General features: G+C 59.1%; 5 protein-coding genes. 3 read left to right on the plus strand and 2 right to left on the minus strand.

The window, feature by feature from the left end; translation table 11 throughout:
• The first annotated feature begins 286 nt into the window (after positions 1-286).
• The 3 genes from AC6FTP_RS11955 to ychF all read left to right on the plus strand — a co-directional run bounded on the left by AC6FTP_RS11955 (position 287) and on the right by ychF (position 12,763).
• Positions 287-520 (plus strand): hypothetical protein, encoded by a 234-nt coding sequence (locus AC6FTP_RS11955; RefSeq protein ID WP_497207150.1) that lies wholly within the window; start codon positions 287-289, stop codon positions 518-520.
• A gap of 93 nt (positions 521-613) precedes the next feature.
• Positions 614-11,584 carry a fibronectin type III domain-containing protein gene (locus AC6FTP_RS11960; RefSeq protein ID WP_497207151.1) on the plus strand — a complete coding sequence of 3,657 codons (10,971 nt, stop codon included), beginning with the start codon at positions 614-616 and terminating at the stop codon, positions 11,582-11,584.
• A 63-nt stretch (positions 11,585-11,647) separates the two neighbouring features.
• Positions 11,648-12,763 (plus strand): redox-regulated ATPase YchF, encoded by a 1,116-nt coding sequence (ychF, locus tag AC6FTP_RS11965; RefSeq protein WP_497207152.1) that lies wholly within the window; start codon positions 11,648-11,650, stop codon positions 12,761-12,763.
• Here the strand turns inward: ychF and AC6FTP_RS11970 are convergent.
• Both AC6FTP_RS11970 and AC6FTP_RS11975 read right to left on the minus strand, forming a co-directional pair.
• Positions 12,760-16,071 (minus strand): UvrD-helicase domain-containing protein, encoded by a 3,312-nt coding sequence (locus tag AC6FTP_RS11970; RefSeq protein WP_497207153.1) that lies wholly within the window; start codon positions 16,069-16,071, stop codon positions 12,760-12,762. The genes ychF and AC6FTP_RS11970 overlap by 4 nt on opposite strands.
• 10 nt (positions 16,072-16,081) lie before the next feature.
• Positions 16,082-16,408 (minus strand): hypothetical protein, encoded by a 327-nt coding sequence (locus AC6FTP_RS11975; RefSeq protein WP_497207154.1) that lies wholly within the window; start codon positions 16,406-16,408, stop codon positions 16,082-16,084.
• Positions 16,409-16,410 lie beyond the last annotated feature (2 nt).

Here is a 16,410-nt window from a genome sequence, read left to right on the forward strand (position 1 = left end):
GGACCATTTTTTTGAGCCGCTCTTTGAGCGGCCCCCACCATGCGAAGCGTTGTGTTTTCATCGGTCGCCTTATTTACACCACCCCTTCAACTTTGCCAATCGACAGGTTTTCAAACACGGCCTAGCATCATCCATATCCCCCGACCCTAGTGTAGTTCCACTAACTGTTGGTGCGACAGCGGTTCTATGGCCTCCTACTGATGCGCCCAAAGTCGCAATTGTTTCTGTTGGTGGAGTGAATACTCCGGCAGACCCGCGAGCAGCCTTCGGTGCACTGACACCTGATGTGACCCTCCCTCAAGGCACCACGACTCCAGTCGTGATCCGCACGGAGAATGTGGAGTCTGCCTCCACGGTGCAGGTGCGCATCACCCCGCGCTCGAATGCGAACCAAACTACGGTGAATGCCACTATCGACTCCAGTGCGACCGGTCTGCCGCCGAATGTGCTCCAGTGGGTGGCGAATGTGCCGACCAATGTCGGTTACTCGGCACTTCAGGTGAAGGTCGTCCGGCCCTGAGCCGCAGTCGGTGCCGGTTTGTGCCTGCGGACCTGCGGTGCAGGGTTCCTCGGGTGTGACTTGGCTGTTTCCAGAATCCCTTTGTTCTCGATCATGAACATGAACTTCCATCGTCTGGTGCTGGTCTTGACCTGCCTGGGCTGGATCACGCCCGTGCTGCAAGGCCAGGTGCTGATCAAGGAGGTGGTCTCGCGGGAGGTCTCCCTGCATGTCGGAGGCATCCAGACGCCTGAGATCAAGGAGGTGATCTCGCGTGAAGTCTCCCTGAACCGTGAAAACGGTCCGGCGAACCCCTACGCTCAGGTCATCTCACGCGAGGTCAGTCTAGCGGTCGGCTCCACGGCTGCTCCTCCAGCCATCACAGATCTCGTGATCCAAGTTTCTCCGACGGGTGACACAGCCACCCTGGACTGGAGCAGTTACAATCAGTGGCAAGTAGCGGACATCTCCCACTTTGCGGTTTATCTCTCGGATGCGGGCGGCTTCACCGATGTGAGCGCTATGACGCCTTTCCGCATTGTGCCTGGCGAATCCACCTCCGTCACGCTGACCGGGCTCACTGCGTGGACGGATCACTTCTTCGCCGTGGTGGCGGTGGATGTTCTGGGGAACTTCATCCCAGCCGTGACTTACTCCGCAGCCTATGTTTTGAGCCCGCAGGTGATTTCGCGAGAGGTGTCTCTTTTCGTCGGCGCTGAGCCGGTGCCACCCTACAAACAGATCGTCTCGCGCGAGGTCAGCCTGCTGGTGAACTCCACGAGTGCGCCGCCTGCTATCACCGGACTAGGCGTGACACTCTCACCCACGGGGGATGCGGCGACGCTGAACTGGAGCAGCTACAATCAGTGGGCTGTGGGAGATGTGGCGAGGTTTGACATCTATCTTTCTGAGAGCGGACCGATCATGAGTGTCTCCGAGCTGACGCCGGTGATGTCCGTGGGCGGGGAGTTCAACACTGCCGCATTGACCGGGCTGGCCGCCTGGACGGACCATTTCTTTGCCGTGGTGGCGGTGGATGGCCTGGGGAACTTCCTGCCAGCGGTGAATTACTCAGCCGGCTATGTGATCACAAAAGAGGTCGTTTCGCGTGAGGTGTCGATGTTTGTCGGAGCAGAGCCGGAGCCACCCTACCGCCAGGTGGTCTCCCGTGAGTTTTCCATCCTAGTCCCTACTGCCGCTGTCCCAGCTCCGGTGACTGGCGTGAGCAGCGGTTTCTTCGCTGAGACTTCGACGACTCGCTTCGGTGCGGTGACGCTGGACTGGAGCAATTACAATGAGCTGCTGCAGCAGGACATTGTGCGTTACCGTGTCTATGTCTCGGATGCTTTCTTTGACACGGTGACGGGTATGGAACCCTTCGCCTATCTGCCTGCGGGCAGTCAGCGGCAGACGCTCTCGGGCTTGGCGGGCCTGGGCATCTACCATTTTGCGGTGGTAGCGGAGGATGCGCTGGGTGGCTTTGATCCGGTGGTGAGGTCTTTCTCCGCGCAGGCATCTGTTTCCGGAGTGGGTGAAGCACGCAATCTGGTCACGGTGAGCGGAGCGAACACGCTGACCTTCACCTGGGAGGCCCCAGAAGGTACTGCAGGCTTCCTTTCCGGCTACCGGGTCTATTTCGGCGGCAGCACGACGGCGGTCAATCTCCCCGCCAATGCCACGACATGGACCGCGACGGGCCTGGAGCGCGGGCGCGGGTATCCGTTCCGTATCTCGACCGTCAATCTCTTCGGTGATGAAAGTCCGGGGACATCTGTCTTTGCAGCGACCTGGCTGCAAAACCCGCCTAACCCTGCCCTGACGACACTGGGTGATGAAGTGGTGATGAACTGGGATGCCGCGCAGCCCACCTCGCTGGTGCGCTATTATGCCATCTACCGCGCCGCCTCCGCCTTCACCAGTGTTGCGGGCATGACACCGATCTTCACCCGCACAGGCACGAGCGTGGTGCTGGGTGGTTTCACGGAAGTGACGGACCAGTATTTTGCCGTCGTGGCTGTGAATTCTCAGGATGCCTTTGATCCTGCGGTGGTTTCCGTCCGCGCCACGAAACAGGCACAGACGCTGAATTTCCCACCGCTGACAGTCGGTGCGCTGGAGATCCCGCTGGCAGCCACGGCCTCCAGCGGGCTGCCCGTGGTCTTCAGCTCAAACAGCAACCTCGTGGCGCAGGTGAACGGCACGGTTTTGCGTGTCCAACAGGGCGGTGCGGTGGCGGTGACGGCGCGTCAGGCTGGCGATGAATCCTACTGGCCGGTGTCTGCCAGCCAGAATCTGCGACTTCCGCCGGTGATCACCAGCTTTACGGCAAACGGCACGGAGATCGTGAATGAGGCGGTTTTGCGCCAGCCTGCGACTGAACTGCGCGTGGTGGCGCGTGACACCGCGGGTATCGCTCAGGTGCAGTTTTTTGGCCGGGTGCCGGGTGCTGCCGAGTGGACGACTCTCGGCACGGATACGATTTCAGGCAATGGTTTCAGTGCCCTGCTTCCTGTCGAGACACTCCCGCAGGGGCCTTATGAACTGCGCGTGCAAGTCTCGACCCCGGGTGGCAGCTACCAGTCAGAGATGATGCGCAGCGTCGTGCTTGATCTTCAGCCAGTGCTGACCCTCTCTCTGGGATCGGAGATTCAGGAAGGCGGCAGCCTGACAGGCACGGTGAGCATCCAAAGTCCGCGCGCCACTGCGTTGAGTGTTTCTCTTGCCAGCTCTCAGCCAGCGCAGCTCGACCCCGGCCCGCCCGTGCTGATCCCTGCCGGGCAAACCAGCGCCAGCCTGACCATTCGCGGGCGGCAGGATGATGTGATCGAGGGGCCGCTGAATGTGCGCATCACCGTCTCTGCCCCAGGCGCGGTGAATGTGGAGCGCACGGTCTCCCTAGTGGATGATGATTGGCCGATCCTGACCCTGACTTCCGACCGCACCGCCGTGCCTGAGTCCGCCGGGGCGGATGCCGTCATGGCCAGACTGGAGCGGGATGTGGCATCTCCACTGCCGGTCACGGTCTGGCTGGTGAACAGCAATCCTGCTGCGGCGCTGGTGCCCGCCAGCGTGGTCATCCCTGGCGGCAGCCGAGCCGTGGATTTCCCGATTGGCGTTGTGGACAACACTTTGGTCGATGGAGCAAAGACGGCAAACATCCGTGGTGAGGTGCGTGTGGCTGGAGCAGGCACCATCGTGCAAACAGCAACGCTGGTATTGAGCATTGGCGACGACGAAGGTCCAGCACTGGAGCTGGTCTTTGATTCTGAATACCTCTCCGAAGGTCAGTCCGGCATCATGCGCGTGCGCCGTCTGCGTGGGAATACCACCCCAGCGCTCACGGTGACATTGAACGCCAGCCTGACCACAGAACTCCAGGTGCCAGCCACCGTCTCCATCCCTGCTGGTGCCGAGGAGGTTAGTTTTAATGTTTCCGCTCTTAATGACGGCCTGACGGATGGGAACAAAACTGTGCGCATCACCGCCACCGCCACGGCCTACAGCCCCGCGCAGCAGCAGGTGATGGTGACCGACCATGTGCGGCCTGATTTGGTGGTGACAGCGCTAAACTCGCCCAGCACGGCGCAGACAGAGTCGGCCTTCAGCATCACCTACCAGGTGGAAAACCGAGGCACCGCAGCAGCCGCGAACACTTTTGTTCAACGAGTCTTCCTTTCCCGCGACCGCGTGGTGGGTGATGACATCCTTTTGACCCAGAGCAGTTTCTCGGGTGGCCTAGCCGCAGGCTCCCATTTCCAGCGCAGTGAAAACCTGCGCGCCCCTCGTGAAGCAGGCAGCTACTGGGTGCTCGTGACCACAGACGCAGGATTGGCCGTGGATGAGATCATCGAGTCAAACAACAGCCTCGTCGCCACTCTGCCGCTTGTCATCAGCGAAGCTTATACCGCGATTGTACGGACCTCCGCCGAGCAAGTGCCTGCAAACACGCCCATCACCTTCACTGGCAGTGCCCTTCAGGGAGACGCCAAGGTGCCAAACGCCCTCGTGAGCATCCACATCCGTGTCAGCGGCACCAGCCGCAGCGTGGCCGCCATCACCAATGCCAGCGGTGACTTCACCACCACCTGGCAGCCCCTTCCCGGTGAAGGTGGGGACTATGAGATCGGTGCCTCTCACCCCGGCACACCCACTGCGCCCACACAGGATACTTTCACCATCCTCACTCTCACGCCTGAGTTCCCGAAAAATGCCATCACCCTGGATGAAGCCAGCAGTGCCACCTTCAACGCCACACTCAGCAATCCCACCACCCATCCGCTGAACGGCATTGGCATCACAGCCCTGAACCTGCCCGCCGGATTGACGGCAAACGCCACCCTGCCAGGCACCACTTTGGCCTCGGGAGCCAGCCTGCAAGCTGGCATCACTGTCACCGCCGCCGCAGGGTACTCAGGCAACCGCAGCGTGACTTTCCGGGTAACAACCACGGAAGGCATCCAGTTGGATGTGCCTGTGCAGGTGAATGTGAATCCGCTGCTGCCAAGGTTGGTGATGACACCGAATCCGCTGCGCCTTTCCGCCCTGCGCGGCACGCAAAAAACCGCCGTCGTCACCCTAGAGAACCAAGGTGGTGCCGCCTCCGGCCCCATCAACATCCTGCTGCCGAATGTGCCATGGATGGAACTCGCCTCCACCGTGCCTCTCCCAAGCATCGCCCCTGGTGCATCCGGCAGCTTTTCCATCCTGCTGAAACCCGCCACCACCGATGCGCTGACTCTGCACAATGGGAATCTCGTCGTCGCACCCACAAACGGACCTTCGCTCAACCTGCCCTTTGCCGTGCGTATCGTGTCAGATCAACGAGGGGATCTGGAGATCGAGGTGGTGGATGAGTATTTCTACTTCACCGCCGAGAAGCCAAAGGTGCAGGGGGCGACTGTGATTTTAAGAGACCCGATCACTTCGGCTGATATCGCATCGAGTATCACCAACGCCGACGGTAAAGCCTCGTTTCCCGGGATCGTGGAAGGCTGGTATTCGATTGAGGTAAACACCACTTCGCATACGCGCTGGACGGGCCTGCAATACGTCATGGGTGGAGAAGCTAACCGTCGTCAGGTATTCGTGACCAAGAACTTCGTGTCCTACACCTGGACTGTGCAGGAAATCGAAATTCAAGATCGCTATAAAATCACGATCCAATCCACCTTTGAAACGAATGTCCCCGCGCCAGTCGTCACGCTGACACCATCCAGTCTTGACGTGGCTGACCTCAAAGTGGCCGGGCAGTCTAAAGTGGTGAACATCCTGATTGAGAACCACGGATTCATCGCTGCCGACCATGGACGGTTCGCTTTCGACTCGCATCCTTACTATGAAATCGTGCCGCTGATTCCAGATGTGGGTATCATCCCAGCCAAAAGCCAGCTCGTCGTGCCCGTGACGATCCGACGGATTCAGGTGCCCGCAGGTTCTTCTGAGGCGGGCGGCACATCGAGTCTGACGCATCCTGTGCCACTGCAATCGGCCATGAATCTGCCCTCCTCAGTTCCGTGTGGCATCGGTGCTGGCTTCTTTTGGGACTTCATCTGTGGTCCCTCCGAAGTGAAGAAATCCACTCCACTCGCTGTGAGCGGAGTCGAGGGAGACTGCGGTGGGCGCTGGACACCGCCGGATCATCCACCTGGCGGCCAGCCCGCTAGCGGACAAGGCACACCCTCTTCGACAGCTGTCGGCTTCGCGATCCCAGACCTCTGCGATTGCACAACCTTCTTCCCTTCGGGTTCAAAGATTTGCCTGGGTGGGGAAGCGACCATCAAAGTGCCATCTGTTCTCAGCAAAGTGGCGAGCATGATCACAAAAGCACTTCCCCTTGGTGCGAAGCTCGAGAGATTTGAGTTCACAACAACAGGAGGCGGAGAAGCATGTATCTGCTGTGATGAAGATGTGGGAATTGGCTCCTCAGCCTCAGGCGAAGTGAAGTTTAAAATTTCAGGTGAGATAAAATGGGGCCCTCCCAGCCCACCTGCTTTGATCCCGCCGCCTGGTGGCCCATGGAGAGTCGAACATGTGAACTGGGACGTCGATCTTGGGGTTGAGCTCAAGCTCGAAGGGGAGCTCTCAATCAAAGCTGACAAGGAGTGCGGTGGTGATACCAAGAGCTGTGTGAGTGTCTCAGTAGGTATCTCAGGTTTCGTTGGTGCCAAAGGCGAAGCATCTGTGCGAGTCACTCATCTAGCGTCTGGCACTGCCCGAGAAGGCAAACTGGAGGGGAAGCTGGGAGGCTCTGCCTCGCTCAAGTATGAAGGCAAATGGTGCGCTGGCAGCCCTGGACAACACCGTGTCCGTGCGAAGATGGATTTTGTTGCCTCCCTAACCGGTGAAGTTTGCGCCATTGGCTCCAATGGAGGAAGCGATTGCTTGGGACTTACTCTAGGTACGGAAATACCCGTCTTCGAATATCCGTCAGACTCGGCAGCTCCCTCGCAGAGGAGTATGCACGCAAATCAATTCAATTTAAACAGTGAGCCAGATTTTCTGGATGGAGTCCCCTACGAACCCGTGGACTTCAGCGACGCTTTTCTCACCAATGAGGAGTTCGTGGCTCTGCCTGAAGTGGTAGCCAAGCTGCCCCCGAAGGATGGAGTCTGCTCGACCGTGAAATTGAAGCTGGATCAGGAAGCCGTCATGACACGGTCAGCTTTCAAAGCGGTGCTAGAACTCTCCAATAACCAACCAGACACACCTTTGGAGCAAGTCGGCTTCGACTTCGAGGTGCGAGATGCTCAGGGTTTGGTGGCGACGGATCGTTTCTCCGTCCGCCTCTCCTCCGTGACTGGCATACCAGCCATCGACCGCACAGCACCTCTGGCAGGAAAGTCCAGCGCCTCTGCCTCCTGGATCATGGTGCCCTTCGACACCGCTGCGGTTCACACTGACACTGTTTATTATGTGGGCGGAAGCATTCACTACAAAGTAGGAGGCATCGGTTTCAGCATCCCTGTCGCACAATCTCGCATCACCGTCCGCCCGGACGCCGCGTTGCATTTGAAATACTTCCACCAGCGCGATGTGGTGAGTGACGATCCACACACCGATGTGATTGAGCCTGCGATTCCTTACCATCTCGCGGTGATGGTCGAGAACAAGGGGGCAGGAGCGGCGCGGAATCTGACCATCACCTCGGCTCAGCCGGAGATCGTGGAGAATGAGAAGGGCCTGCTCATCGACTTCAACATCATCGGCACCCAGGTGGCAGGGCAGGCACGCAGCCCCTCACTGAAGGCGGACTTTGGCAATGTGCAGCCGAACGAACGCAAGGTGGCAACGTGGGACATCACCTCCTCTCTCCAAGGGCTCTTCATCGACTACAAGGCCACTTTCCAGCACCTGGACGGCTTTGGTGATGAGCGGCTCTCTCTCATCAAAGACGTGAGCATCCACGAAATGATCCGCATGATCGAGGCCCAGGGCACTCTGGCGGATGGTTTGCCTGACTTCCTGGTCAACGACGTGCCGGATCTCGACGACATGCCAGACACGGTCCATCTGAGCGATGGCACAACGGCCCCAGTGACCTTGGTACAAGCTGGCACCCTCTCCGGCCCAGTGAACTCCAGCAATCTGACGGTCAACCTAACGACAGCCCAGGGAGCGGGCTGGTCTTATCTGCGCATTCCTGATCCTGCAAATGCTGCGTATCAGCTCATGGCGGTGACACGCTCTGACGGACGTCAGATTCCCGTGGGGAAAAATGCGTGGGTCACGGACCGCACCTTCATCGGTCTGGGTCGCAGGCCGAGGATGGAAAACATCCTGCATCTCGCGGACCACAACAGCACCGGACAGTATTCGCTGACCTATGCAGCCATCACCCCGGACACATCCGCCCCGACCAGCCGCGTGGAAGCACTTCCTGCACAGTCGTCCGCCTTCATTCCTGTACGCTGGAGCGGCCAGGACAACCGTGGGCTGGCAGTCTTCGACATTTACGCCTCTGTGAACGGCGGCCCCTTCACGCTTTGGATGCAGCGCACGACACGTTTTTCATCGATCTACTTCGGTGAAGCTGGAAAAAGCTATGCCTTCTACTCGCGGGCCACGGACACCTCTGGAAACACAGAGTCCGCTCCTGCTGCCGCCCAGGCCAGCACCACGGTCAGTCTGGAAAACGCAGCCCCCGTGCTGGCCACCATCGGCAACCGGCAGGTGGATGAGCGCTCTGTATTGGAAATCCAGGCCAGTAGCACGGATGACGGCCCTGCCGAGCAGCTCGTTTACTCGATTGAGGCTGACAGCAACGCCCTCGTCATTGATCCGCAGACGGGCAGGCTGACCTGGAATACACAAGAGACAGACGGTGGACGCATCATCAGCGCCACCATCACCGTCACGGATGGCGGGCTGCCAGCGAAATCCGATAGTGAAACCTTCACCATCAACGTAGCGGAGAGCAATGAACCTCCCGCGATCAACCCAGTGTCGCCTTTGACCATCGCTGCCGGGCAGGCTCTGCAAGTCACGATCAATGCCACCGACTCCGATTTGCCCGCGCAAACTCTGGCCTACAGCCTGACCGGCACTCCACCAGCAGGCATGAGCATCGACTCTGCCTCGGGTTTGCTGACCTGGACAGCAGATACGGCCATGGAGCCCCAAAGCCTGACAGTGGAGGTGCAGGTGGCGGACAATGGGACACCACCGCAGACCGCCAGCCGCCAGCTCTCCATCGTCGTCACCGAGCCAGACGAATCCGAGGATGAAGTCGCCGAGATCACCACACTGGCAGCCGCTGACATCACCTCCACCAGCATACGTTCCGGAGGAGAGATCACAGATGATCATGGTAATCCCGTCAGTGAGCGCGGCATTGTTTTTGCCACGACGGCGAACCCCACGACCACGAACGGCAGCAAGCTCACGTCAGGCAGTGGTGAAGGCAGCTTCAATGCCTTCCTCGTGGGGCTGGCTCCCAGCACTGAGTATTTCCTGCGCGCCTATGCCATCAATGCAGCAGGCACAGCCTATGGCAATCAGATCACCTTTACCACAGCTGCTGACGTGCCGGGAGAGAAGCGTCTCGTGTATCTCAAAGCTGGTGATCCCACCGCGTGGACTACCCCCGCAGTCCCAGGTTCGCAGTCAATCGAGATCGCTGCATGGCGCGCTGCGGGCTATGTCGTGGCAGTGGCAGATGCGCGCAGCACCCCGCTGACCGCCGCCCTGCTCGCGCGCTATCAGACGATCAGGCTCTTCACCCATCTTGGCACGGTGAGTTATCCTGATGCGTGGGGCGCAGCTCTGGAAACCTGGGTGCGGCGAGGCGGCACCGCCCTGATCGAATCAGCCTACTCGCGAGGTATCGGTGCCGTGAAGCGCTTCGGCGTCGAACGCATCGATGGTCAAAATGGTGGCATGGACGGCAGCGCTTGGCATCATAAAGGAACTCCGCTGCGTCTCGGAGCCGTGGCGGCACCCTTCGCGGTCAAATCACTCGCCAGCGAGAAGATGGATCGCCCCGTGCTCGCCACCGGACACAAGCTTACCACCTCTGTAAAAATCGGCACCTTCCCCGCCATCGTCTATGGGGCTTTCGATCTCGGCAAAGTCGTCATCCATTTCATGGATGGCTGGTCTCAGGACGTTGCTGATCCCATCAGCCCACTGCGGGCAAACATCAGCCAGGAAGGCAATCTCGCCTATCTCCAAAAGCTCATCGACCACGCGGGCCGTGTCACGCGCTGGGATGCCGCCGTGCCAGCGCTCAGCATGGTCGCCCAGCCCTTGTCCATTCCTCTCGGCGGAGCCTGGAGCATCGTTTCTGTGAGCGGATTGCCTGCCGGGCTGCGCTATGATCGCACGGCCAATGCCATCCTCGGCACGCCCACCGCCTCTGGCGTGTTTAAGATAAGCATCGTGGTGCAAAACATCGACGGGTCAAAAGTGACCGAAGTCATCACCCTGCGCGTTCAGCCACTACCCGCATCCGCAGTCGGCACCTTCTTTGCCACCTGCGCTCGTGATCAGGTCGTGAATGGCGGCCTGGGTGGGATAATGACCTTCACCACCGCTGCTGCTGGCTCATGCAGTGGAAAGCTCACCCTCGGTGCGCTCAGTTATTCCTTCAAAGGCAACCTAACGAGCGATGGCAGTCAGGTCATCCGGTTCAGCCTTCCCATCCCGCGCAAAGGACTGACTTCCATCATTCTAGACTTCAGCCTCACTGCCGATCACAGGCTCATTGGCGCAGTACATATCGGTGTCGCCTCAGCCCAACTCAGCGGTTGGCGACAGACGTGGGGCACCACACGCCCGGTCACAGCACCTCGACTCGGCACAACAAATGTCATCATCCCGTTGACGGAGACTTTCCTCGGGGATGACACCCTACCGCAAGGCACCAGTTATGCCACCATCAAAGTCAGCGGCGCTGGCGCAGCCGCCTGGGCTGGAAAGATGAGCGACGGCTCGACACTTGCCTTCTCCGCACCACTCGGCCCAGATGGAGAAAGCTCGCTCTGGATACCGCTCTATGCCAACACAGGTTCCGTCCAAGCCGCCGCACGCCTCGATACCGCCGCCGTGCTCACTGGTGGTGCCGATTGGGTAAAGCTGAGCGTCCTGCGCAGAGGCGAGCGCAACTACGCCACAGGCTTCGGCGCCGATGTGCGCGGCCCAGTGGCACTCACGCTAAGTGGTAGCCGATGGGTGCCGCCAGCCCCTGGCAGTATCATTCTCGGCCTGCCTTTGAGTTTAGGAAACGCCAGCATTCAGTTCGACTCAGGCGGCATCACCGACAGCGACTCTACCTCGCCTGACATCACCTTTACCATCGACTCCAAGAACCGCGTCATCCTACCGAAAGCGGGAAGCGATGCCAATAAAGCCCAGCTCGCCCTTACTCTAAATACCGCCACGGGTGCATTCAGTGGCAGCTTCAAACTCACCGACAACAATCCTGAAAAACCAGGAGCCCTACTGACCCGGACCGTCAGCTATCAGGGGCTGCTCATCCCAAATTTGCAGTTTGGTGCTGGCTATTTCCTCCTGCCACAGCTTGCAGACCCACCCGCCACTAAAGCCTCCACATCTTCCATCCTCTCAGGTAGCGTGAAGCTGAAGTAAATAAATTCCCGGGCCTGAATTTCATTCGCGAAGCCCCGGCGAGCCGCTATTCTCGCCGCCCTTATGCTCCAAGCTGGAATCGTCGGCCTCCCAAACGTAGGCAAATCAACTCTCTTCAATGCTGTCACCCGCACCCGCAAGGCGGAGGCAGCCAACTATCCTTTCTGCACCATCGAGCCCAATCAGGGCGTCGTCATCGTGCCGGATGAGCGCCTCGCCGTGCTCTCCAAGATCAGCGGCTCCAGCAAGCTCGTGCCAGCGGCCATCGAGTTCGTGGACATCGCGGGCCTAGTGAAAGGTGCCAGCCAGGGCGAAGGCCTCGGCAACAAATTCCTGAGCCACATCCGTGAGGTGGATGCCATCGTCCACGTCGTGCGTTGTTTTGAAAATGGCGACATCACGCATGTGGATGGCAGTGTGGACCCGATCCGCGACATCGAAGTCATCAACACCGAACTCATCCTCGCGGACATGGACAGCGTGAGCAAGCGCCTGAGCCGCACCGAAAAGGATGCGAAGCGTGGTATCAAGGAGGCCGTCGCTGAAAACGCTCTTTGCCAGAAGCTCATGCCGCATCTCGATGCCATGAAGCCCGCCGTGACGCTGGAGCTCAATGACGAAGAAAAGAAACTGCTGAAGTCCTTCTTCCTCCTCAGCGGCAAACCTTGCATCTACGCCTGCAACGTCGCCGAATCCGACCTCGCCTCCGCGTCCAAAGAGCCAGACAAACACCCACTGGTGGCAAAGGTCCGCGAGTACGTCAGCCACGCGCATGCCGCCAGTGCCTGCGTCGTCAGCGCAGCGATTGAGAATGAACTCGTCGATCTCCCCGATGAAGATGCCTTGGCCTACCTCGCTGATCTCGGCGTCACGGACAGCGGCGTGAATCAGCTCATCAAGAGCGTGTATTCACTGCTCGGTCTCCAGACCTACCTGACCACGGGTGAAAAAGAAACCCGTGCCTGGACCATCACAAAGGGCATGAAAGCTCCGCAGGCCGCTGGCGTCATTCATGGCGACTTCGAGCGTGGCTTCATCGCCGCACAGATCGTGCATTACGATGACCTCGTGGCTCTCGGCTCCGAAGCCAAAGCTCGCGAAGCCGGCAAGCTCCGCATCGAAGGCAAAGAATACGTCATGCGCGACGGCGATGTCGTCGAGTGGCGATTCAATGTCTAAACCGTCACTACTTCGCGTCGGTGGGTGAAGAGCAGGCGGCAGTGAATGGCCGCCTGCGGGAGTCCGGTCATGCGTGAAAGCACCTCGCGGTAGGTTTGAAGCTGTGGCGTGTAGCCTTCCACGCGGGCGCTGAAGGCTTCGTCGGTCTCCACTTTGTCGGTTTTGAAATCGAGGATCGTGGCGCGGTCCGGCTCGATCATGACACGGTCGAAAGTGCCGGAGAGCCATTCGCCTTTCAGTAGGATCTCGAAGCGCTTCTCACGCCAGCACTCGGCCTGCGGAGAAGGGCGGCTGAGAGTGGCGCGAGCTGCGGGTGCTTCGAGAGAGCGACGCACTTCCTCCAAAGCGCGTGTGCGAACGCTTTCATCAGCGCATGGGACAGCCTGCCAGAACTTCTCCAGCGCGGCGACATCCATTTCATCCAGCCACTCGATCTGCTCGAACAAAGCATGAACCAGCGTGCCGTAAGAGCGTGCGAATCGTCCGCCGCGTGAGAAGAGTTGCTTCGCCGTTACCACACTCGTCTCGGAACCACTCGGCGTGCGGCGCTGCGGGCGGAATCGACCTTCGGAGGTCACACTGATGATTGCGGCGGCAGCAGGCTCTTCCACTGGTTTGGCCTTAATGGTTTCAAACCAGCGCCGATCAGTCGCCTTGGTGGCGCTTTCATAAACGATGTCGGCTGGGACATCGCCGAAGTGAGTCGGCACAGGCTCTTTTTCATCGCCGAGCGTGAGTTGGAGCAGCTTGATGAAGTTGTTCGACTTCGACGACTCCTTGCGTGGCTCGGCGATGAGGTAGTTCGCGTGTTTCGCGCGCGTGAGCGCCACGTAGAACTTGCACAGCTCTTCGTAGGCGGCCTCGGCTTCGCGTTCTTCGCGATATTCGCCGAGCACGGGATCGGCCTTCACGATGTCGCTCGATGGTAGATCGAAGACCCACTGCACCTGGCGTTTCTCGCCATGCTTCACACCGATGCCACGGCGCACGGTCGTCATCGAGTTGCCTTCGAGATCCGCCAGGATCACGCAGTCAAAGGTGAGGCCCTTGGACTTGTGAATCGTCATCACTTGAACTGCGTTATGCGTATCAGGTTCACGCACGGTGTAACCCTCGGCATAGGCGAGGAATTCATCGATGTTTCGGCTACCGCCTTGATCAAAGATGCGCGCCGCGAGTGCGAGATCCTCGACCCGGCGGTGGCTGAAGGTGTCGAGATCCGTGCCAGACTTCACAAGCTCGCGCTGCCAGTGTCTCAGCGTGGTTTCAAAGCCATCGTCAAAGACTTGGCGCAGCACCTCGGCGGCGAGTTTGCCGGTGTTCATCTCGGCGGCTTCGAGGACAGCGCGGAAGGGCGTCATCCAAAGATGCTGCCACGCCATCGTGTCACCAGGATGGGCTGCACACTTCAGCAAGCTGAGCAAAGCCAGCGTCACAGGATTGTCCGTGGCGATGGCGATCTCCGACTCACACATCACCGGAATCCGCGAGGGCGAATGCGCGCGCAGGTAATCCACAAGTGCACGTCCTGTGCGGTTTTCCTGAACGAGGATCGCGCAGCTCAGGCCGCGTGCCACGGGTTGGATCTCTTCGAGCAAACCGGAGATTAGTTTGAAGCGATCTGACTCCTGGACCTTCTCTCCGTCTTCCGGCTGCGGGTTCAGCAGTGCGGCATATCCGGGTAGCCTATCGTGGATGCCTGCCACCTGATGATCCAGCCATGGCCAGCGGTTCTTGGTTTCCTCAGGCAGATTCATCTCTTCGAGTGCCGCCGCGTCACCGAAAACACGGTTCACGAGGTCGATGACATCATGCCCGGAGCGCCATGAGACATTCAGCGGGCGCTTTTGGATGCGCTGTGCTGCGCCGGAGTTGTAGCGCGCAGCCACATCATCAAAGAGACGTGTGTCACCGCCGCGCCAGGCATAGATGGCCTGCTTCACATCGCCGACTTGGAAGAGCGTGCGCTCATCTGAGGTATCCTGAACGGCTTCGTCGATGAGGTTCTCGATCACAGACCACTGCGTGTAGTTCGTGTCTTGAAACTCATCGAGCAGCCAGTGGTCGTAGCGCGCATCGAGACGGTAGTCGATGCGCAGCCGCTCCTCGTCACCTGGCACCTGAGAGAGCATCGGGCGCGGCAGATCCTTGGCAAACTCATGTCCGGCGAGGATCAGCTCCATGTCCTGGAAGGTCAGTCGTCCGCGACGACGCACCTGCTGGGACCAGCTCTGCTCGAACAAATTCAGCACCTGCCACGCGCCCTGCGTGCGTTCCAGTCGCACCGTGATCTCGGCACCGACGATGTGGGTCATGATGGCTTTGAAGACATCGCAGGTTCGGCCTTCGAGCTTCTGCTTCTGACGATTCACCGTCAGTGTGCAGTTCTTGGATTCGATCTGCGGCCAGACTTCCAAAGCCTTGCCGACAAAGAACTTCACGCGTGCTGGCAGGCTGCCGCCGGGAATATGAGACACGGCTTGCTCACGAAACTCGCGCCAGAACTCCCAAGCCTTTTCACTCACGTCTTCGCTTTCAAAGTAGCCAAACAGACGCGCGAATTCTTCATCGAGTTGGATCGTCGATCCCAGCCAGTGGCAGCCTTTGGGCCAGATCGACTTTGCATCACCCCAGAGTTCCTGACGCGCGGCATGAAGCAGGATGCCGTGCTGATTTTCGACAAACTGATCCAGCACAGCACGGATGCTGGACTCCTCTTTGCCAAAGGTCGCACGTCGAAATGCCTCCAAGAAATCCTTCTGCGCTGCGATGCCTTCGCTTCGTGATTTGAGACCCGGCAATGTGCGCTGGAAGACTGAGCGATACACACGCTCGCGTTCGATGGAGCCTTGGTGATCACTGAGAATCTCGAAATCTCCAGCTAGGCCAAACTCCGCTGGGAAGCTGCGCAGGATGGCCGAAAAGAAGCTGTCCAACGTGCCGAGAAACAGACGTGGCATCCGCGAGATGAACACGCGTAACAACGTGCGGAAGTGATCCGACGTCAGCTCGCGCATGATCGGCCGCAGCGGATCATTCACGACTTCGGGGTCGATGGTTTCATCGCCAACAAGCGTCTTCGCGAACTTCGGGTCCGAGGCCGCCTTCGCGAGCTTCACGAGGATCGAATCAAAGAACTCGCCCGCAGCTTTGCGCGTGAACGTGACGGCCACGATGCGCTCCGGCGTGACCTCCTGACCGGCCAGTAACTGCTGCGCCATCAGAGCGATGAAGCGATTCGTGAGCTGCCACGTCTTGCCTGATCCCGCCGAGGCGAGAATCATTTCGTTGGGGATGGCTGCGGACATAGAAAAGAGTTCAGCCTTCAGGCTTTGTGGTTTTATCCTCCTGCCCCTTGGAGCGTGTGAACCTTCTGCGGATCAGCACGACAATAAGTGATGGCACGAGCATGGGAACGCCTAAAACTGGGGCAAGAATCAAGCCGAAAAAACTGGGTACATGGGGGTGATGCTCCGCGATGCAAATGTCATACAGCACATAGAAAAACATGCTCAGAATAGGCCCCCAAAGTGAGCAATTCCATGTTGGAATTCGTTCCTTGCTGACTTCATAGCTGCAAGCACAGTTTACAGACATCAGCGGTATAATGGCAAACATCAGAAGGGCGAAAAATAAGTCCACCATAT

The sequence above is a fragment of the Prosthecobacter sp. genome (assembly GCF_044378005.1).
GTDB lineage: Bacteria > Verrucomicrobiota > Verrucomicrobiia > Verrucomicrobiales > Verrucomicrobiaceae > Prosthecobacter.

Bases quoted from the DNA above. Each gene is read 5' to 3' on its own strand.
- AC6FTP_RS11960 (WP_497207151.1), top strand. From the start codon at position 614: ATGAACATGAACTTCCATCGTCTGGTGCTGGTCTTGACCTGCCTGGGC.
- ychF (WP_497207152.1), top strand. From the start codon at position 11,648: ATGCTCCAAGCTGGAATCGTCGGCCTCCCAAACGTAGGCAAATCAACT.
- AC6FTP_RS11970 (WP_497207153.1), bottom strand. From the start codon at position 16,071: ATGTCCGCAGCCATCCCCAACGAAATGATTCTCGCCTCGGCGGGATCA.
- AC6FTP_RS11975 (WP_497207154.1), bottom strand. From the start codon at position 16,408: ATGGTGGACTTATTTTTCGCCCTTCTGATGTTTGCCATTATACCGCTG.